The following is an 18343-nucleotide window of genomic DNA, read 5'->3' on the forward strand; positions in this document are numbered from 1 at the left end:
TGCGTCATCGCGGCATAGACGAGATAGCCGCCCGAGGTATGCAGCACGCCCTTCGGCGTGCCGGTCGAGCCCGAGGTGTAGAGGATGAACAGCGGATCCTCGGCATGCATGTGCTCGGCCGGGCAGTCCGTCGTCACCATCTTGGCCGCGTCGTGGTACCAGAGGTCACGCGACGGGGACATGTCGACCTTGCCGCCGGTGCGCTTGACGACGACGACCCAGTCGACGCCTTCGGTCTTGGCGAGCGCCGCATCGACATTGGCCTTCAGCGGCACCTTCCTGCCGCCGCGCAGGCCTTCATCGGCGGTGATGATCACCTTGGATTTGCAGTCGCTGATGCGCTGGGCGAGGCTGTCGGGCGAGAAGCCGGCGAACACCACCGAGTGGATCGCGCCGATCCGCGCGCAGGCCAGCATCGCGTAGGCGGCCTCGGGGATCATCGGCAGGTAGATGGTGACGCGGTCGCCTTTCTTGACATTGCGGGTGCGCAGGATGTTGGCCATCCGGCAGACCTCGTCGTGCAGCTCCTTGTAGGTGATGTGCTTCGACTGCGAGGGATCGTCGCCCTCCCAGATGATCGCGGTCTGGTTGGCGCGCTTGGCGAGGTGCCGGTCGATGCAGTTCCAGGCGACGTTGAGGACGCCGTCCTCGAACCATTTGATGGAGACGTTGCCGGGTGCGAACGAGACGTTCTCGATTCTGGTCGGCGCCTTCATCCAGTCGACGCGCTTGGCCTGCTCGGCCCAAAAGCCGTTCGGGTCCGAGATCGAGCGGGCGTACATGTCCTTGTACTTGGCCTGGTCGACCCAGGCGCGCTTCGCCCACTCTGCCGGCACGTCGTAGATCTTCTCGGACATGTTTTCCTCCACAAGCGGCAAGCTCAACGCCACGCCTACATCATTTGAATGATTATGCGTCGGGCTAACGGCGCCCGACAAGGAGGACAAGCTGGACCTTCGGCGGGCATCCGGCCATGCGAAAGATCAAGGTCAGTGAGGGTGCCTGTCGCAAGTCTGAAAACAACCGGCGCGAGGGCTATTCCGCTCTTTACCGAACCTTGCGGAAGCGGCAACGCAGACCCTCCATGCACCGGAAAGAGGTATCTGGCAACCGTTCGTCACTGATTCGGGACTCGCAATGCCGTTCGGAACCTCCTAAATGGCCTGACCGGGGGTCCAGCGAGACCCAACGGAACAAAAATCAAAACAACAGCATTGTCCGACAACAGGCGGAGCTAAGGCGTAACACTATGATGGATCAGCAGAATTTCGGGACGATGCGGCCCGCTTCAGCCGATCCCGCCGCTATTGCGCTCGCCAAAGCACTCGGACAATGGCCCAAACCGACCGGTTTCAGGCGTCCCACCCCGAAAAAGACCTACGATACGGCCCCCGCGACCTCGGTCGAGGCGCTGGCTCGGGAATTGGGCCTGCGGCTTGGCGACCAGAACGAGCTGACCATCCGCCGCATCAAGCGCGGCAAGGGCTATTCCTTCGTCCGTCCCAACGGCGCCCATATCCGCGACGCCCGCACCATCCGCCGGCTGCACGCCATGGCGGTGCCGCCGGCCTATCGCGAGGTGCGCTACTCGGCCGATCCGAGCTCGCATCTCCAGGCGGTGGGTCGCGATGCCGCCGGGCGGTTGCAATATCGCTATCACGCCGACTGGGAAAAGGTCCGCGAGCAGCGCAAGGCGCATCGCCTGGAAAAGCTCGTCGGCGCGCTGCCGAAGATCCGGCGCAAGGTCTCGGCGTTCCTGTCGGGCGAGGAGCCGACGCGCGAGTTCGCGCTCTCGGCGGTGATCGAGCTGATCGCCCGTACCGCGATCCGTCCCGGCAATGAATCCTACGCCCGCCTCAACGGCACCCGCGGCGCCACCACGCTGCTGAAGTCCAACGTCACGCTGGAAGACGACTGCTTCGTGCTGACCTTCAAGGCCAAGGGCGGCAAGGCGGTGCGGAAGGAATGCGATGCGGCCAAGCTGGTTCGCGCCATTGGCATTCTGCAGGGTGTTCCAGGCAAGCGCATGTTCCAGTATCGCGATGCCTCCGGCACGGTGCGTTCGGTGAACACCACACAGGTAAACGCGTTCCTGCGCGAGATCGCCGGCATCAAAATTTCGCTGAAGGATTTTCGCACGCTGATGGCCTCGGCCGTCGTCGTGGAATCGCTGTCGCGGATCACGCCGGCGACCAGCCAGCGCGGCCGCAAGCGACAGGTGCTGGACGCGATCCGCGCCGCTGCCGACAAGCTCTCCAACACGCCGGCGATCTGCCGCAGGAGCTACGTCCACGACACCATCGTCACCGCGTTCGAAGACGGCATCCTCGAGCGTTTTGCTGCGACGATGAAGGGGCAACGCTCGCAGGCCAGGCGCGAGCAGCTTCTGGCGCAGGTGGTGGCGACGGCCGCGGTGTAAGGCCCGCTACATCTTGCCCTGAGGCTTCATCACATCGGGTCCGGGATCACGGCCCCCGGCCACGAGGCTCAACCGGCCCAGATAATGGGCCCAGCCCTTGCTGTGGGCTTCGCATTGTTCTGCGGTCGGCAGGCCGCTGTGCGTCATGCGCAACAGCGTGCCGCCATCGCGTTCGATCAGATCGATTTCGATCAGGCTCGAGCCGGGCGGCACTTCCTGGCCGCCCTCCCAACCGAACGTGTAGGCGAGCCGGTGCACCGGCACGACCTCGCGAAACGCGCCGCGGGCGACGCCGCCGCGCTGACCAATACCCTTGAGCAGGTAAAGCCCGCCAGGCTGCGTCTCGAACGTTGCCTCCGAGCCCATCCAGTTCACGATTTTGTCGGGGTCGGCGAGATAAGCGAAGACAGTGGCGCGCGGGGCCGGGATATGGGTCTCGCGGCGGACTATGAATGGCTCAGTCATCGGCGTCGGTTCCCAGGTTGAACTAGGCAGATGGCGCCACTACAGCGCCTCTTCAAGGCCCGCCATCGACGATAGGCCGTGACAAAAATGGCGCGCAGACCGCATGATCGCGTCATGCAGTTATCCTCGACGCTCGCCTGGCTCGTCGATGCCGCCGCCGAGACCACGGGCGCCGACCGGTTGCTCGCGAATCTCGGCGCGCATCTGGTTGCGGATGGATTGCCGCTCATCGCGGGCAGCCTGACCCTGGACGTCCCGCATCCCTTGATCGCACAGCGAACCTGGCTGTGGCGCGCCGAGAGCGGCGAGGTCGTCGAAGCCCTCGGCTTTGCACCGGGGGCTGCCGCACTTGCACCACGCAACGATGCCGGCCGACGCTGGCTGAGCGGACTCGCTGCCGGCATCGTCCACGAAGACGTGATCGGACGGCGCCAGGAAGGGCCGTTGCTCGGCTGGATCGGGCCGCGCCCGTTCACGCCGCGCGAGATCGACGATCTCCAGCAAGCCGCGCGCTTTGCTGCCGCGCCGCTCGCCGTGCTCGCCGTACGGGCCACGCTGGCGGCCGCGCTCGAAGCCTATCTCGGCCGGCGCAGCGCCGAGCGCGTGCTGGCCGCGCCGCTGCGCCGCGATCTCGGTGAAACCATCCAGGCTGCACTGCTCTATGCGGATCTGCGCGACTTCACGGCGCTGTCCGAAGCCAATCCGCCGGCCGCGGTCATCTCGGCGCTCGATGCCTGGTTCGATCGCATCGCGGGCGCGGTGCACGCCTTTGGCGGCGAGGTGCTGAAATTCATCGGCGATGGCGTGCTGGCGATCTTCCCAGTGGTTGATGGTTCGCCGTGTCGTGCCTGCGACGCCGCCTTGCGCGCGGCGACCGCGGCACGCGCCGGCATGGTTCATCTGGATGACGAACGGCGCCGTCAGGGATTGCCGTCGCTGTCGTTCGGCGCCGCGCTTCATCTCGGCGAGATGCTGTGGGGCAATATCGGCGCCGCCAATCGGCTGGATTTCACCGCGATCGGTTCGGCCGTGAACCTGGTGAGCCGGCTCGAGGGATTGTGCAAGCCGCTCGGCAAGACGGTTCTGGTGTCGGGTGCGCTGGCCGCCGAGACCGACACGCCATTGCTTTCGCTCGGGATGCATCGGCTGCGCGGCATCGCCGCGCCATGCGAAGTGTTCGCGCTGCCGGAAAGTTGATTGCCGTAAGGCGAAAGGAGAGGCGGGCACGCTTCGCTTTGCCCACCCTGCAACTCGAGCTACGGCAGCAACTACAACCCGCCCATCTTGCAGACGAGTTTCCATTCGTCCGCGGTCACCGCCTGCACCGAGAGGCGCGAATATTTCACCAGCGCCATGTCGGCGAGCTTCTTGTCGGCCTTGACCGCGGCCATCGTCACCGGCGTCTTCAATGGCTTGTCGGCCTTGATGTCGACGCAGACGAACTTGCCGGTCTTGTCGGTCGGATCGGGATAGGCCTCCTTGATGACTTCAGCGATGCCGACGATCTCCTTGCCCTCGTTGGAATGATAGAAGAACGCCTTGTCGCCCTTCTTCATGTTCACGAGATTCTGCCGCGCGGTGAAGTTGCGCACGCCGGTCCAGGCCTCGCCCTTGGCGCCCTTGGCGACCTGCTGGTCCCAGGACCAGACGGACGGTTCGGATTTCACCAGCCAGTACGCCATGTTCATTCCTCTGCCTTGAAGGGGCGCGTCAAAAGCCCTGAGATCGCGGCGTCGATCGTGCTCTTGCCGCTCAGGATCGCCGCCACCGCTTCTGATACCGGCATCTCGATGTTTTGCGAAGACGCGAGTTCGATCAGCACGGGTGCGGTGAACTCGCCTTCGGCGAGCTTGCCGGCCGGCGGCGTCTCGCCGCGCCCGAGTGCGAGCCCGAGCGCGAAATTGCGCGACTGCGGGCTTGAACAGCTCAGGATCAGGTCGCCGAGGCCGGACAGGCCTGCAAGCGTCTCGCTACGCGCGCCGAGCGCACGGCCGAAGCGGGCGAGTTCGGCAAAGCCGCGCGTGGTCAATGCGGCCTGCGCGGAAGCGCCGAGCCTGCGCCCGACCGCGATGCCGACCGCGATCGCCAGCACGTTCTTGGCGGCGCCGCCGATCTCGACGCCGCGCACATCGGTCGAGTGATAGGGGCGGAATGTCGGCGAGCCCAGCGCCTGCACCAGTGCGCTTGCGAGCTGATCGTCTGTCGCGGCCAGCGTCACCGCCGTCGGCAAGCCGCGCGCGACGTCGTCGGCGAAGCTCGGTCCCGACAGAATCGCAGGCAGCGCGAGCGGCGCGGCTTCCGCGATCACGTCGGTCATGAATTTATGGGTGCCGTGCTCGATGCCCTTGGCGCAGGCGACGACCGGAGTTGGCTTGGTCAGATGCGGCGCCAGCGTGTTGACCGCGCCGCGCAGATGCTGCGCGGGCGTCACGATCAGCAGCATGTCTGCGCGCGCCGCGAGCGCCAGCTCGCTCGTCACCACGATGTCGGGAGCCAATTTCACGCCAGGAAGCCGCGGATTTTCGCGCGACGATGCAATCCGGCCTGCGTGCTCGGAATTACGAGCGCACAGCGTCACCGTTCTTCCCGCCCGTGCAGCGACCGTCGCCAGCGCCGTTCCCCAGGCGCCCGCGCCGATCACCGCAACGGACTGGAGGGATGTCATCGTTAAAATCCTGCGCGCGTGTTGGCGTAGCCTTTGGGCGCCGTCGCGTTGGCATCGAGCAGCCAGCGCGCGCGGGGCTGGGCATCCATCGTGTCGGTGAGGCCGAGCGCGAGACGCTCCGCGCCAGCCCAGGCGATCATCGCGCCGTTGTCGGTGCAGAGCGCGGGCGGCGGCATGATCAGCCGCGTCCCGGCCGCTTCAGCAACGTCCTGCAATGCGCCGCGAATCGCCTGATTGGCGGCGACGCCGCCGGCCGCGACGAGTGCCTGCGGCGGACCGAACTGCTCGCGGAACAGCTTTAAGCCCATGCTCAGGCGGTCTGCGGTCGAATCCAGCACCGCGGCCTGAAAACTCGCGCAGAGATCGCTGATGTCCTGTGGCTCGAGCGGAATGATCCGGCTCGCTTCGTTGCGCACCGCCGTCTTTAGTCCCGACAGCGAAAAATTAGCGTCCGGGCGTCCCTGCATCGGCCGCGGAAACGCAAATCGCGCCGCATCGCCGTCTGCCGCGGCGCGCTCGACCTGCGGACCGCCGGGATAAGGCAGCCCGAGCATCTTGGCGACCTTGTCGAAGGCTTCGCCGATCGCATCATCGACGGTGGTGCCGAGCCGAATATATTGTCCGACGCCGACCACGGCGACGATCTGGGTGTGGCCGCCCGAAGCCAGGAACAGGCAATAGGGGAATTCGAGGTGATCGGTCAGTCGCGGCGTCAGCGCATGCGCCTCGAGATGGTTCACCGCGACGAGCGGGGTGTCGTGCACCATCGCGATCGCCTTTGCCGTGGTCAGTCCGACGATGACGCCGCCGATCAGTCCCGGACCGGCCGCGGCGGCGACCCCCGACAATTCGGCGAAGCCAATGCCGGCTTCTGTCATGGCGCGGTCAATAATACCGTCGAGCAGATCGACATGGGCGCGCGCGGCGATCTCCGGCACCACGCCGCCGAAGCGGGCGTGTTCCTCGACCTGCGAGCGCACGATGTTGGAGAGAATCTTGCCGTCGCCATCACCTGTGCGCGCGATCACGGCTGCGGCGGTTTCGTCGCAGGTGGTTTCGATGCCCAATACCAGCATTGGCGAATTGTTATCCAATTTGCGCCCTTGCGCTCTTCCGCAAAGCAGAGTTCTGGTACGTCCGGTAGCATTCCGGGGTCGCCAAAGGCAATCGCGCCTTGCAACTTCCGGAACACCAGGTCGCGGTGCGCCGGAGAATAGAGATCATGGCCATTCTTGTCACACGGCCGCATCCCGACAATGAGGCCACCGCGGCAAGCCTGCGTGCTCAGGGTCATGTGGTGCTGCTCGCGCCGGCGCTCAAGTTCGAGCCGGTCGCGTTTCACGACGAAAGCGAGGCAAGCTATAGCGGCATCATCGTCACGTCCGCCAATGCAATCCGCGCCATCGCGCCGCAATTGCCGGAGCTTTGTCTATCGAAGCTGCCGCTGTTCGCGGTCGGCGAGCACACGGCCGCAGCTGCCCGCGAGGCCGGCTTTGAAAAGGTGATCGTCGCCGGCGGGGACGGGGCGGCCCTTCGAGACAAGGTGCTGCAAGGCGCGCGCGACAAGGTCGTGAAGAAAAAGAGCACGCTGCTTTATCTCGCGGGCGCGGATCTGTCGCGCGATCTCTCGGCCGAGCTGGGTGCGGAAGGATTCAACGTGGTCGCGCAAACCATCTATCGCATGGTGCCGGTCAAGCATCTGCCGCGCGAGGTCTGCGAAGGTTTTGTCGCCCATGGCATCCGGGCCGTCCTGCATTATTCGCGGCGCAGCGCGCGCGCCTTCCTGGATGCGGCGCGCGACGAGGGCGTCGAGATCTCCGCGCTGTCGATTCCGCAGTGCTGCCTGTCGGAGAGCATCGCCGGCGTGCTCCGCGAGGCCGGCGCGACGCAGGTTGCGGTCGCGGCCGCGCCGGACGAGAATGCCTTATTTGAGACCTTGGCGCGTGCTTTGCGCACCCGTTTGGCGTAAGAGAACGGGCCGAATCCTTCAACTTTGGGGTCCGGTCCGAGTACGTTGCTTGCAAGTGTGAGGAAACGTCACGATGGCCGAAGACAAGCCTGAAGACGCAGGATTGGCCCCCGAGTCCGGTCGTGCCAAGCGCACTCCGCCCACCATCGATCTCGAGGCGACCGAGGTATCCACCCAGCCGCAGCAGCCGGCCGATGAGCCGGAGCCGGCCGAGGCCGATGCAGCCAAAGCCGAATCGGTCGCGGCCGAGGCAGCCGAGCCCGAAGCCGCCAAGCCAGAAGGCGAGCCGGAACGCGCCGAGGCCCAGGCCGCGGTGCCTGCGACGTCCAAGCCGGTGTCCCCCTGGGTCATCGCGCCGCTGTCGGGCGCGGTTGCAGCCGCGCTGGTGATCGCGGTCGGCTGGATGTTGGGCTGGCCCCAGGTGCAGGCGCCATCGGCGGCGCCGCAGGTCGCGACCGCGACGGTCGATGCATTGAGCGGGCGCCTCGCCACTGTCGAGACCAAGGTCAACAAATCAGTGGCACCTGCCGCAGACCCGGCCGCAGCGGCGCGGCTTGACGCGCTGGACAAATCGGTCACCGCCTTGCGCAGCGACATCGCGAGCCTGCGCACGCAATCGGACAAGCTCGGCAGTGCACTGAACGACGTGAAGTCCGCGCCGCGCGACGCGGCTGCCGCGCCGGATCTGTCTGATATCACCGATCGCATCGCGCAGCTCGAGCGCACCATCAAGGCCGAGCGTGCCGAGCGCGCACAGCAGGGCGAGAAGATCGCCGATGCAAAGTCCACCGACGACAAGGCGCTGCGTCGCGTCGTTGCGGCGGCACTGCTCGACGTCGCAGTCCGTCACGGCGATGGCTATGCAGCGCAGCTTGCGGCAGCGAAATCCTTCGCGCCTGATCCGCAGGCGATGAAGCCGCTCGAGACGTTCGCATCCGTCGGCATTCCGTCTCCCGTGCTGCTGAGCCGCGAGCTCCTCAACATCGTGCCAAAGTTGTCGCCACCGGCGGAAGCGCCGGCCAGCAGCGGCGGCATCGTCGATCGCCTTCAGGCGGGGGCATCAAAGCTGGTCCGCATCGAGCGCACCGACGGCGTCGGGAATGATCGCGGCGCGATCGTCGCGCGGGTGACCGCGGCAGCGCTGCGCAACGATTTCGATACGGCGCGGCGTGAGCTGAAGACCTTGCCGGAAGCCGATCGCGAAGCCGCAAAGGCCTGGCTCGACAAGACTGATGCGCGCGATGCCGCGCTCGCGGCGTCCCGCAAATTCGCCGACGATGCCATGGCGGATCTCGCCAAACCCGCGCAATAGACTGCGCCTGAAGGGATCACCATGCTTCGCGTCGTATCGTTCCTCATCCTCATCGCACTTGCCGCGGCCGGCGGGGCCTGGGTTGCCGATCAGACCGGCGATATCATCCTGACCTGGGGCAACTTACGCGCCACGACGACAGTGCCGGTGTTCGCGTTCGGGCTCGGCCTTGTTGCGGTGGCGGCAATATTCGCCTGGAGCATTTTGAGCGGGATCTGGCGAACGCCGGCGCGGATGCGTCGCCGTCGTCACGAGAAGCGCCATGCGCGCGGCCGCCACGCCATCACCCATGGCCTGCTGGCGATCGGCCACGGCGACACCGCGCTCGCGCGCCGCCACGCGGATGCGGCGCGGCGGCATGCGCCGGACGATCCGCTGGCGCTGCTCCTGCACGCGCAGTCGGCGCAGCTCGACGGCAATCGCGACGAGGCGCAGCGTGCCTTCCGCGCCATGGCCGAGCGTCCCGATACGCGGCTCCTCGGCCTGCGCGGCCTTTTCATCGAGGCACAGCGCGCCGATGATGCAGTTTCCGCGGTGATGATCGCCGAGGAGGCCATCAAGCTGTCGCCGTCCTCGACCTGGGCCTCGCAGGCGGTGCTCGGTTTCCGCTGCGCGCGCAGCGACTGGAGCGGCGCGCTCGCGATCCTCGATTCAAATCTCTCGGCCGGCCTGATCGACAAGAAGGCATGGCGACGGCAGCGCGGCGTGCTGCTCACGGCGCGCGCGCTGGAGCTCGAGACCATGGACCGCGACGTCGCGCGCGAGAGCGTGATGGAGGCGGTGAAGCTCGCGCCGACCCTGGTGCCGGCCGCCGCGCTCGCAGCGAAATTCGAGAGCGAGGCGCATCAGGTGCGCCGCGCCATGAAGCTCGTGGAAGCCGCCTGGCTTTCGCATCCGCATCCCGATCTCGCCGATGCCTATGCGCATGTGAAGCTCGGCGATTCCGCGCGCCAGCGCTTGCAGCGGATCGAGACGCTGGCGGCCAAGACGCCCGGTCATGTCGAGGGCCAGCTCGCGCTCGCGCGCGCCGCGATCGACGCATCCGAATTCGTCCGCGCCCGCGAGGCGCTGGCGCCGCTCATCAACGATCCGACCCAGCGGGTTGCGCTCCTGATGGCGGAGATCGAGCGCGCCGAGCATGGCGACAGCGGCCGTGCGCGGGCCTGGACCTTGCGCGCCGTGCGCGCCCGTCACGACCCGGCCTGGACGGCCGATGGCTATGTCAGCAACCGCTGGCGTCCGGTTTCGCCGGTCACCGGCCGGCTCGACGCCTTCCAATGGCAGGCGCCCGTTGCGAGCCTGCCCTCGGACAAGGGCACGACGATCGAGGCCTCCCCGTTCGAGGAGGCCATGCTGGCTGCCCCGCCGCCGAAGCGGATCATCGTCAGCAGCGAGGCGCTGGAACCGGTCCAGCCAGCGCCTGCGCCGGCCGCGCAGGACAATCTGCCGCCCGCGCCCAAACCTTTGGAAGCCAAGCCTTTGGAAACCAAGTCTTTGGAAACCAAGCCTGCCGAGACCAAGCCTTCGGAGGTCAAGCCTTCGGAGGTCAGGACGCCGGAAGCCAAGAACGAAGCCAAGAACGACGCCAAGACAATCGACATGAAGGTGTCCGAAGCGCCTAAGCCGGTCACGGCGGCCAATGAGCTGGCCAAACCGGCGCCCGAGCCCGCCGAATCGGCCCCCATTGCGGCTACGCCCGTGTTCCGCGCCCGTACCGACCTCGGCAAGCCGGCGTTTTCGCCAATTCCTGCCGTTATCCCGATCATCCGTGCGCCAGATGACCCCGGAATCGATGACGAGGGGCCGAGCGATGAATTTACGGAACAAATCGGCACGCCGAAGGCCCAGGCCGGCGGCTGGCGGGGTTTCTGGTCCCGCTGGGGACGCTGATCGGCAAGTTGGGCCCGGCTTGTCCTTGCCAATTCGGGCCATGCCCGATATCAGGAGCGCGCGCGTCCGGGGGCCGATAGGCCCCCAAGGGCCGTCAAGGGTCCGCCGCAATAGCTCAGTTGGTAGAGCACGTCATTCGTAATGACGGGGTCGGGGGTTCGAGTCCCTCTTGCGGCACCACTTCTCCTTCACCAGCGTTCGCCGCCTGTCGTTTTTAGCGCTTAAAGCGCTGAAACGATTACTATTTTTGATAATCCTGTTCTTGGCAGTGCGTCGGCGTTCTTTGACAGCCGGAACAACCGTTGGCAGTTTTGTTGGCATCGGTACGTTGGCGATTCTCTCAATGCCAACATTTTCAATGCCAACATTTTGAAAATACCCAAGCACTGAGCTACGGACTTTTTGCCTCGCGTGCCTGCCTGCCGTGAAGGCGCGCCAATAGTCATCATGTGATTTCGTCAATGGGATACGACGAGAAATCTGCGGGTCCCATATTGCCAGCCGGGCCCCTGCGCCTATGCCCTGACCAACCCAATTTCAAACTGCTCGACTTAAAGGTGGCCGCCGCCGCGGTTACAGCAGGAGGGTGCATTCATCGAAGTCCGCCCCGGTCGCTACCAAATTCGGCCCCGCACCGGAGTGTCGGGTGGAGGACCGGCTTAAGAATGGGCCGTCTTAGCTGATTGCGAAGTTGCCAAATCTAATCAACCGGCGCGCCCGCGGAGCGTTTTCGAGGACGCCCCAGTTTCGGTCGAGGCGGTATCGGGCGAGGTGGTCTCGCCTTTACGGTGAGGCCCACGCCGAGGGCGTTAAGGAGAGCCATGACCCGGTAAAGGAAAGGCTCTGTCTCTCCGCTAAATGTCACGTAAAGCTTGTCGCGACGCAGCCCGGACTCCCGTGCCAAAGCTTGTACGTTCTGAGCCCGCATTACCCGATTCATTGCCATCAAGATAACATCGATGTCATTTTCTTCAAATGCGTCAGATAGATAGGCCGCGATTGCCTCCGGATTATCTCTGAAAAGTTTGGCGTCTGCTTTCCGATCCGACATGGGCTGCCCCCCGTTGATTAAGGGTGACTGTGGCCTCCGAGCGACAGCCTTATATCGAGAAATGCGTATAGTTGCCGCACTAAATGCGTATAGCTGCCGAACTGAAATTTGGGAATCGGTGCGGAACGCCCTCCACCGTGATCAACTTTGACGCGAACTATTGGGGATTACCATGAGGAAATTGGTGCTCGCACTGGCCGCGACAGCGGCGCTCACGGGGCAGGCATTTGCTGCTGATATGGCCGTCAAGGCGCCTCCGCCTCCGCCTCCTGCTCCGGTTGCCAACTGGACCGGCTGCTACATCGCCGGCAGTGTTGGTTACGGCCTCTACGACAACGAAACGAATAGCCGCTTCAGGGACCCCGTCACCGGTACGGACTTTGTTGCTGGCGCGAACGTGAACGTGGCCGGGAAGGGCTGGCTGGCCGGCGGCGGCGGCGGCTGCGACTATCAGTTCGGGCTCGGCGGGGGAGGCGGGTTCTTCGGCACGGGTCAGTTCGTGATCGGCGTCCTGGCTGATTACTATTGGTCCGACATGAGGGGTGATCGCCCCAGTATCGTTTCCCCCTTCTTTTCCGCGCAGGAGAAGGTGAACTCTCAGTGGGCTGTAGGCGGCCGCATCGGCTGGCTCGTGAATCCGAACACCCTCACCTACTTCTCCGGCGGCTACACTGAAGCCCATCTGACTGGCACTGGTAACTTCTTCACCCCAATAAACAACACCTTCCTTGGTACCGTGATTCCGGGCCGCACGGTCCAGGGTTGGTTCCTTGGCGGCGGTGTCGAGTATCAGAGCGGTTGGATTCCGAACCTCACCTGGAAGACCGAGTATCGCGTCTCCGAGTATAACCGGACCGATCGCTTCGAGAATGTTATCGCGACTGGCCTGTCCACCAATTTCTTCAGCAGTGACAGGCTCATCACTCAGACCGTCATGACCTCGCTGGTCTATCGCTTCAACTGGGGCGGCCCGGTCATTCCGAGGTACTGATCTCTCCCGACTTGAACGTCCTGAAAGCCCCGGCATCGCGCCGGGGCTTTTTTATTTGAGGCTTTTCGCGACTGAGCTTGCGGGCAACAGCGACGAATCCATTACAAGCTACTACCGCACCGACCGCACCTTCCAGAAGGATGAGATGCTGGCGCCCGGTATGACTGAATTCGCAGCGGACCTGGGGGGCCATCGTCAACGACATCAGGGCCAGCCTTGGGGCCCCCTTGGGGGCATGGTACCATTTCCAGGCGCGCCCCCACCCCTGGCTTCAAAAAGTTTGGGCTAAAGCCAAAGCCTGTGCCGGACTTCACAGGGCGGTGTCCACTTTCGGAAAATATTGGGGGCAGGGGCACCGAAGTACCAACGCCCTTAGGAGCCCCTGCGGAGGCCGCTGGTTGCCGTCTGGGTTCTGGCCCATCGCCTTAAGCGCGCCGTGCTGCAGGCCTGGGCAAAGGCACTTCCTGCTTGGTCTAATTGCGCCAACCGAAGATTGGTAGGAACGACGGTGCCTGGGCATTTTGCGCAGACTGGTCCTGTGCTCGGGCGTCTTGTGCGGGTGGGACCTGTACCCGTGCAGTTTGCTCCCGCCGGATCTTTTTTTGCGGATTTTGCACGGGCTGTATCTCTGCCCGGGCATGGTGGACGGGCCTGACGTGTTGGTGCCTTTGCATGGACCGAAGCGGTGCTCGGGCATTTTCCGCAACCCGTGCCGGCGCATCTTGAACGGGCTGTACTGGCCCGACCTGTGCCTGCGCATCTTGCTCGGCCATCCAAGCTTGGAATTGCCTAAACAGGGTTTCAGATGGCACCTCACTATTTTCCGTCTGCCTCTGACCGGCGGGTTCAGAGACCGCAGCCGCTTCGTCGCGGGTCGGCGCGTCCGTTGCGGTCGGCGGCAAGGCCTGAGCATCGGCGGTAGATTGAATTGTTGACGTCGATCGGTCGGTGCCAGGCTGACTCTGACCGGCGGGTTCAGAGACCGCAGCCACTTCGTCGCGGGTCGGCGCGTCCTTTGCGGTCGGCGGCAAGGCCTGAGCATCGGCGGTAGATTGAATTGTTGACATCGACCGGTCGGTGCCAGGCTGAAGCGCCGATTTGTCGACCAGCGAAGCCGTGACGTCCGCAATGGAAGCCGTGACGTCCGCAAACAGCGTCACTGGATTTCCCACCGATAGAATCGCGATACCGATCGCTGTCGCCGTTGCAACCAAAATACTCGCCTTAAGAACTCGCGACGAGATAACAGCTGCTCTTTCCCACGCTTTCCCGATACCCTGCTGCTCAGGTTCATCGGCGAGAAAGAGAGGCAAAGGATAGTCCGGATCAAAACTGTCTTTGGTCGGCATAGGGCGATACCCCCCTTAATCTTCTTGTCGACCAGTACCCTGCTATCGAGGTCCAAAAAGCGGGGAAAACTTGATTTCACTTGGGCGGGGGAACCTCACGATTCACCGGTCCGTACCCTCAGCGAACCACCATGCTCACCACTCTGAGACGCTGATTCGCACACTGTTGCTGCCGCAGCGCGAATGAAAACTTTTCGCTGTCGCTCGCCCGAGGCCACGAAAATTGTTGGCATTCATGCTGGCATTCAGCCAAAATCGCACAGAAATTAGCTAGTTTGAACAATAGCTTATTCCTATAGTGTGATGCCCTCTTGCGGCACCACCTTCTCATCCAGACACGTCCAGACCAGCCTCCAGATTCGGTCAGCGTCGCTGTCCGCTGCGTCGCGCGGTGGCAACAGTCATCGTGAAACTTGCACCGCCTTGGTCGTTTGCCGCATTTGTGGCCGTTCCTCCGAGGATTGTGGTGTTCGTAGATTGCAATCTGAGCTTTGAACTTGGCGCGGCTTCGCCGTTCACGGTGGTCCGCGCGCAATTGAAACATTCTAGCGGCCGAACCGACTGACGCGTCCCGACCTTTCGTTATTGCCTTTGCCGGCGTGACAACTGTCCTTGAGGGCGGCGATGAAGTGCGGGTTGTGCCCCATTGCGCGATCTCTCGTCGCGGCGCTTGCGATCCGTTGGTTTTCGAAGCCGCCTCGCGTGGACGCTGCTGCGACGGCAGCGCAGAGATTGCGCTGCCGCGCGACGGTGTGGGCGGCAGTCATGGGCGTGCTGATCGCGTTTCTGTCCGCCAGCCCGGGGTCTGCGCAGGTGCGCGGGCAGAATACGCCGACGATCGACAAGTCGTTCGGCGCATCGGAGATCACGGTTGGCAGCAGCACGACGCTGACGTTCACCGTCACTGGCGCCACTCTTGGAAACACCGGCGTAAACTTCACAGACGCTCTGCCCAGCGGACTTGTTGTCGCCACTCCCACCGGTCTGACCGTCACCGGCTCCGACGCCTCCTGCAATGCCTCCAATGTGACGGCCACGGCCGGTGCAACCAGCATCAGCTTGGCGAACGTCTCTTTGGCGTCGAACCAGACGTGCACCGTCGCTGTCAACGTGACCGCCACCGCCACCGGCCAGAAGAACAACTCAGTCAAGGTCTCCTCGGACCAGGGGCCCGGCAACAATGCAACGGCGCACCTGACCGTTGACGCGGCGCCGACCCCTTCGCCCCCCGCAATCGCCAAGAGCTTCGCGCCTTCATCGATTCCGCTTGGTGGCACATCGGTGCTCACCTTCACGATCACCAATCCAAATGCTTCGGCAGCGCTCACGGGCGTCGCGTTCAGCGACACTCTGCCCGCCGGGCTCACTGTTCCGGCTGCCAGCATCGCTCAATGCGGCGGCACGCTTACGACGACCGCGACGAGCATCGCGCTCGCGGGCGCAAGCATTGCGGGAGGCGGGGTCTGCAGCTTCTCGGTCACCGTGACCGCTACCACCAGCGGCACCAAGGTCAACAACTCCTCGGCGGTCACATCGACCAATGGGGGGACCGGCAACACCGCCAGCGCGTCGCTCGAGGTGACCGCACTGGCTCCTCCTGGAATTTCCAAAAGCTTCGCGCCGGCATCGATTGCCGTCAACGGCACATCGTCGCTCACCTTCACGATCACCAATCCCAATGCTTCGACGGCGCTCACGGGCGTCGCGTTCACCGACGCGTTTCCCGCCGGGCTCCTGGTTGCGACCCCCAGCGGCCTGACCAACGCCTGCGGCGGCACCCTCACCGCGCCTGCCGGCGGCAGTAGCGTCAACCTCTCGGGCGCCACCCTCGCGGCCGCCTCATCCTGCACGATCTCGCTCAACGTGACCGGCACGACCACCGGCATCAAGGTCAACAGCACATCACCGGTCAGCTCAACCAACGGAGGAACCGGAGACAACGCCAGCGCGGCGCTCGCGGTGGGCGTGACCTCTCCGCCTGCGATTGCCAAGAGCTTCGCGCCTTCACTGATTCCGCTCGGCGGCACATCGGTGCTTACCTTCACGATCATCAACCCCAACCCTGTGCTGGTGCTGTCCGGGGTAGCCTTCACCGATGCTCTGCCGGCCGGGCTCACTGTTCCGGCTGCCAGCATCGCACAATGCGGCGGCACGCTTACGACGACAGGCACGAGCATCGCGCTCGCGGGCGCAAACATTACGGGAGGCGGGGCCTGCACCTTCTCGCTCATCGTAACCGGCACCACCACCGGCACCAAGGTCAACACCACCTCGAACGTCACCTCGAGCAATGGAGGGACCGGCAACACTGCCAGTTCGTCGCTCCAGGTGACCGCACTGGCTCCTCCTGGAATTTCCAAGAGCTTCGCGCCAGCATCGATTGCAGTCGGCGGTACGTCGTTGCTCACCTTCACGATCAGCAATCCCAATGCTTCGACGGCGCTCACGGGGGTCGCGTTCACCGACGCGTTTCCCGCCGGGCTCCTGGTTGCGAGCCCCAGCGGCCTGACCAACTCCTGCGGCGGCACCCTCACCGCGCCAGCCGGCGGCGGCAGCGTCAACCTCTCGGGCGCCACCCTCGCGGTCGCCTCATCCTGCACGATCTCGCTCAACGTGACCGGCACGACCGCCGGCATCAAGGTCAACGCGAGCTCACCGATCAGTTCGACCAACGGAGGGACCGGAGACAGCGCCAGCGCGACGCTCACGGTCAATACGTCGCTCTCTCCGAGTGTCCAAAAAGTATTCGGCGCCGCGTCGATTTCGACGGGCGGCATAACTTCGCTAACGTTCACCGTCGTCAATCCCAACCCCAGCTCGGCGCTCACCGGCGTCGCGCTCACCGACAGATTCCCGGCCGGGCTCGTGGTTGCGAGCCCCAACGGCCTGACCGGCTCGTGCGGCGGCGGCTCCATCACGGCGACCGCAGGCGGCGGCAACGTCAGCCTCACGGGTGCGACGCTCCCGGCCGCTGCGTCCTGCACGTTTTCGGTCAACGTGACGGGAACGACCGTCGGGTCGCTGACCAACGTCACCGACCCGGTCACGTCCACGAACGGCGGAACAGGCAACACTGCGAGTGCCTCCATCACCATCAGCGTGCCGGCGGACAGCGGGCGCTTGCGCGATTTGCAACTCACCGTCACCAAGATCGAGGCCCATGCTTCGGGCGCCGCGGTCTCCGGCGCGGTCGATGAGGCGATTGCCGATGGCTTTACCGATTGCGCGGGCCCGCAGGTGCCGGTCAAGGCGAGCGGCGGCGGCCTGCGCTTCAAGTTCGGCTGCGAACTCCAACCCCCGCCGACCAAGGGGACGCCGTCGGTCGTGCTCGCACCACCGTTGTGGCTGGCCTGGGCCGACATACGCGGCAGCGACTGGAATACCAGCCAGCAGACCGGCGATATCCGCGGCGGACAGATCAATGCGCTGTTCGGAATATCGCATCGCCTCACGACCGATATTCTGATCGGCGCATTCGGCGGCTATGAGAACTTCGACTACACCTCGCAGCTGCTCGACGGCCGATTGAAGGGTGACGGGTGGACGGCCGGCGGATATTTCGGCTGGCGCTTCCTGCCAGGCATGCGATTCGACGCCAGCCTGGCGCGCTCGGGAATTAGCTACAACGGCGTCGCCGGCACCGCATTCGCGACGTTCCCGGGGCAACGCTGGCTCGCGACGGCGTCGCTGATCGGCGTCTACAAGACGCACTACGGCGTCGAGATTGAGCCCTCGCTCAAGGTCTATGCCTTGTGGGAGCGCGAAGACGCCTACACGGACAACTTCGGCGTCACGGAGAGCTCACGCTCCTTCTCGGAAGGCCGCGCGAGCGCCGGCGCAAAAATCATGTATCCGTGGCTATGGACGACCACGGTCAAGCTGACACCTTATGTCGGCCTCTACGCCGACTATTACTTCAACCGCGACGACGCGACGCTGCCGGTCGGGCCGCTGTTGCAGCCGACCCAGTTCCTGCAAGGCTGGTCGGCGCGCGTCACGACCGGCGTCGGCGTGACACTGGGAGCCGGCCCGAGGTTCTCGGTCGATGGCGAGCTTGGGGGGCTCGGGAGCAATCAGTTCACCGTCTGGTCGGTGCGTGGACGCGCATCGGTGCCGTTCAGTGCAGATTAGATCGGGGCCGGGGCGCCTGAACAAAGATTCCGGCCAATGATGCAGCGACGTCCGCTTGCGTGACCCACGTCACGTAACGCCGTGCCGACTTGTCCTAGCGT

The 18343-nt window shown here is 64.6% G+C and carries 16 protein-coding genes and 1 tRNA gene; 9 read left to right on the forward strand and 8 right to left on the reverse strand.

Annotated elements, in window-relative coordinates; genetic code table 11:
* On the reverse strand, positions 1-857 hold an 857-nt coding region (locus YUU_RS0116770; RefSeq protein ID WP_027523424.1), incomplete at its 3' end, for an AMP-binding protein.
* Between the two features lie 392 nt (positions 858-1249).
* Here YUU_RS0116770 and YUU_RS0116775 point away from each other — a divergent pair.
* Complete coding sequence (locus YUU_RS0116775; RefSeq protein ID WP_027523425.1) at positions 1250-2419, forward strand: DNA topoisomerase IB; 1170 nt, start codon at positions 1250-1252, stop codon at positions 2417-2419.
* 6 nt (positions 2420-2425) lie between these two features.
* Here the strand turns inward: YUU_RS0116775 and YUU_RS0116780 are convergent, their stop codons facing one another.
* On the reverse strand, positions 2426-2884 hold the full coding sequence (locus tag YUU_RS0116780; protein ID WP_027523426.1) for an SRPBCC domain-containing protein: 459 nt from the start codon (positions 2882-2884) through the stop codon (positions 2426-2428).
* 114 nt (positions 2885-2998) lie between these two features.
* On the opposite strand from YUU_RS0116780, the gene YUU_RS0116785 reads away from it, so the two are divergent.
* Complete coding sequence (locus YUU_RS0116785) at positions 2999-4081, forward strand: adenylate/guanylate cyclase domain-containing protein (protein WP_027523427.1); 1083 nt, start codon at positions 2999-3001, stop codon at positions 4079-4081.
* A gap of 71 nt (positions 4082-4152) precedes the next feature.
* Here the strand turns inward: YUU_RS0116785 and YUU_RS0116790 are convergent, their stop codons facing one another.
* From YUU_RS0116790 to tsaD, 3 genes are read right to left on the reverse strand one after another with little or no spacing between them, the layout of a single operon-like run.
* Positions 4153-4566, reverse strand: coding sequence for an EVE domain-containing protein (locus tag YUU_RS0116790; RefSeq protein ID WP_027523428.1), 414 nt, complete (start codon positions 4564-4566; stop codon positions 4153-4155).
* 2 nt (positions 4567-4568) lie between these two features.
* On the reverse strand, positions 4569-5549 hold the full coding sequence (locus tag YUU_RS0116795; RefSeq protein ID WP_027523429.1) for an NAD(P)H-dependent glycerol-3-phosphate dehydrogenase: 981 nt from the start codon (positions 5547-5549) through the stop codon (positions 4569-4571).
* A 2-nt stretch (positions 5550-5551) separates the two neighbouring features.
* Entirely contained in the window at positions 5552-6625 is a 1074-nt protein-coding gene (gene tsaD, locus YUU_RS0116800; RefSeq protein ID WP_027523430.1) for a tRNA (adenosine(37)-N6)-threonylcarbamoyltransferase complex transferase subunit TsaD, read from the reverse strand.
* 146 nt (positions 6626-6771) lie between these two features.
* Between tsaD and YUU_RS0116805 the strand changes: the two genes are divergently transcribed.
* The 5 genes from YUU_RS0116805 (at position 6772) to YUU_RS58705 (ending at position 11093) form a co-directional block, all read left to right on the forward strand.
* Positions 6772-7518 (forward strand): uroporphyrinogen-III synthase, encoded by a 747-nt coding sequence (locus YUU_RS0116805; RefSeq protein ID WP_027523431.1) that lies wholly within the window; start codon positions 6772-6774, stop codon positions 7516-7518.
* Positions 7519-7591: 73 nt separating this feature from the next.
* The gene (locus YUU_RS0116810) at positions 7592-8830 is read left to right on the forward strand and encodes a COG4223 family protein (RefSeq protein WP_027523432.1); all 1239 of its coding nucleotides are present in this window, start codon (positions 7592-7594) and stop codon (positions 8828-8830) included.
* 21 nt (positions 8831-8851) lie between these two features.
* Entirely contained in the window at positions 8852-10720 is a 1869-nt protein-coding gene (locus YUU_RS0116815; protein WP_027523433.1) for a heme biosynthesis HemY N-terminal domain-containing protein, read from the forward strand.
* Positions 10721-10824: 104 nt separating this feature from the next.
* Positions 10825-10900, forward strand: a tRNA-Thr gene (locus YUU_RS0116820).
* Positions 10890-11093: a hypothetical protein gene (locus tag YUU_RS58705; RefSeq protein WP_156944349.1), complete on the forward strand. Its 204-nt coding sequence runs from the start codon at positions 10890-10892 to the stop codon at positions 11091-11093. Before YUU_RS0116820 ends, YUU_RS58705 begins: the two co-directional genes overlap by 11 nt.
* Before the next feature lie 327 nt (positions 11094-11420).
* Here YUU_RS58705 and YUU_RS62700 read toward each other — a convergent pair whose 3' ends face one another.
* Positions 11421-11771 (reverse strand): addiction module antidote protein, encoded by a 351-nt coding sequence (locus YUU_RS62700; protein WP_084801465.1) that lies wholly within the window; start codon positions 11769-11771, stop codon positions 11421-11423.
* Between the two features lie 172 nt (positions 11772-11943).
* Between YUU_RS62700 and YUU_RS0116825 the strand changes: the two genes are divergently transcribed.
* Positions 11944-12762: an outer membrane protein gene (locus YUU_RS0116825; protein WP_156944350.1), complete on the forward strand. Its 819-nt coding sequence runs from the start codon at positions 11944-11946 to the stop codon at positions 12760-12762.
* 473 nt (positions 12763-13235) lie between these two features.
* Here YUU_RS0116825 and YUU_RS0116830 read toward each other — a convergent pair whose 3' ends face one another.
* Complete coding sequence (locus YUU_RS0116830) at positions 13236-14111, reverse strand: hypothetical protein (protein WP_027523435.1); 876 nt, start codon at positions 14109-14111, stop codon at positions 13236-13238.
* A 545-nt stretch (positions 14112-14656) separates the two neighbouring features.
* Positions 14657-15262 (reverse strand): hypothetical protein, encoded by a 606-nt coding sequence (locus YUU_RS60265; RefSeq protein WP_198031771.1) that lies wholly within the window; start codon positions 15260-15262, stop codon positions 14657-14659.
* On the opposite strand from YUU_RS60265, the gene YUU_RS0116840 reads away from it, so the two are divergent.
* Complete coding sequence (locus YUU_RS0116840; RefSeq protein ID WP_198031772.1) at positions 15222-18242, forward strand: autotransporter domain-containing protein; 3021 nt, start codon at positions 15222-15224, stop codon at positions 18240-18242. The genes YUU_RS60265 and YUU_RS0116840 overlap by 41 nt on opposite strands.
* Positions 18243-18343: the final 101 nt, after the last annotated feature.

This window comes from Bradyrhizobium sp. Ec3.3, from assembly GCF_000472925.1.
Taxonomy (GTDB): domain Bacteria; phylum Pseudomonadota; class Alphaproteobacteria; order Rhizobiales; family Xanthobacteraceae; genus Bradyrhizobium.

Excerpts from the sequence above, each read along its gene's own strand:
- YUU_RS0116775 (WP_027523425.1), top strand. The coding sequence starts at position 1,250 with ATGATGGATCAGCAGAATTTCGGGACGATGCGGCCCGCTTCAGCCGAT.
- YUU_RS0116780 (WP_027523426.1), bottom strand. The coding sequence starts at position 2,884 with ATGACTGAGCCATTCATAGTCCGCCGCGAGACCCATATCCCGGCCCCG.
- YUU_RS0116785 (WP_027523427.1), top strand. The coding sequence starts at position 2,999 with ATGCAGTTATCCTCGACGCTCGCCTGGCTCGTCGATGCCGCCGCCGAG.
- YUU_RS0116790 (WP_027523428.1), bottom strand. The coding sequence starts at position 4,566 with ATGGCGTACTGGCTGGTGAAATCCGAACCGTCCGTCTGGTCCTGGGAC.
- YUU_RS0116795 (WP_027523429.1), bottom strand. The coding sequence starts at position 5,549 with ATGACATCCCTCCAGTCCGTTGCGGTGATCGGCGCGGGCGCCTGGGGA.
- tsaD (WP_027523430.1), bottom strand. The coding sequence starts at position 6,625 with ATGCTGGTATTGGGCATCGAAACCACCTGCGACGAAACCGCCGCAGCC.
- YUU_RS0116805 (WP_027523431.1), top strand. The coding sequence starts at position 6,772 with ATGGCCATTCTTGTCACACGGCCGCATCCCGACAATGAGGCCACCGCG.
- YUU_RS0116810 (WP_027523432.1), top strand. The coding sequence starts at position 7,592 with ATGGCCGAAGACAAGCCTGAAGACGCAGGATTGGCCCCCGAGTCCGGT.
- YUU_RS0116815 (WP_027523433.1), top strand. The coding sequence starts at position 8,852 with ATGCTTCGCGTCGTATCGTTCCTCATCCTCATCGCACTTGCCGCGGCC.
- YUU_RS62700 (WP_084801465.1), bottom strand. The coding sequence starts at position 11,771 with ATGTCGGATCGGAAAGCAGACGCCAAACTTTTCAGAGATAATCCGGAG.
- YUU_RS0116825 (WP_156944350.1), top strand. The coding sequence starts at position 11,944 with ATGAGGAAATTGGTGCTCGCACTGGCCGCGACAGCGGCGCTCACGGGG.
- YUU_RS0116830 (WP_027523435.1), bottom strand. The coding sequence starts at position 14,111 with ATGCCGACCAAAGACAGTTTTGATCCGGACTATCCTTTGCCTCTCTTT.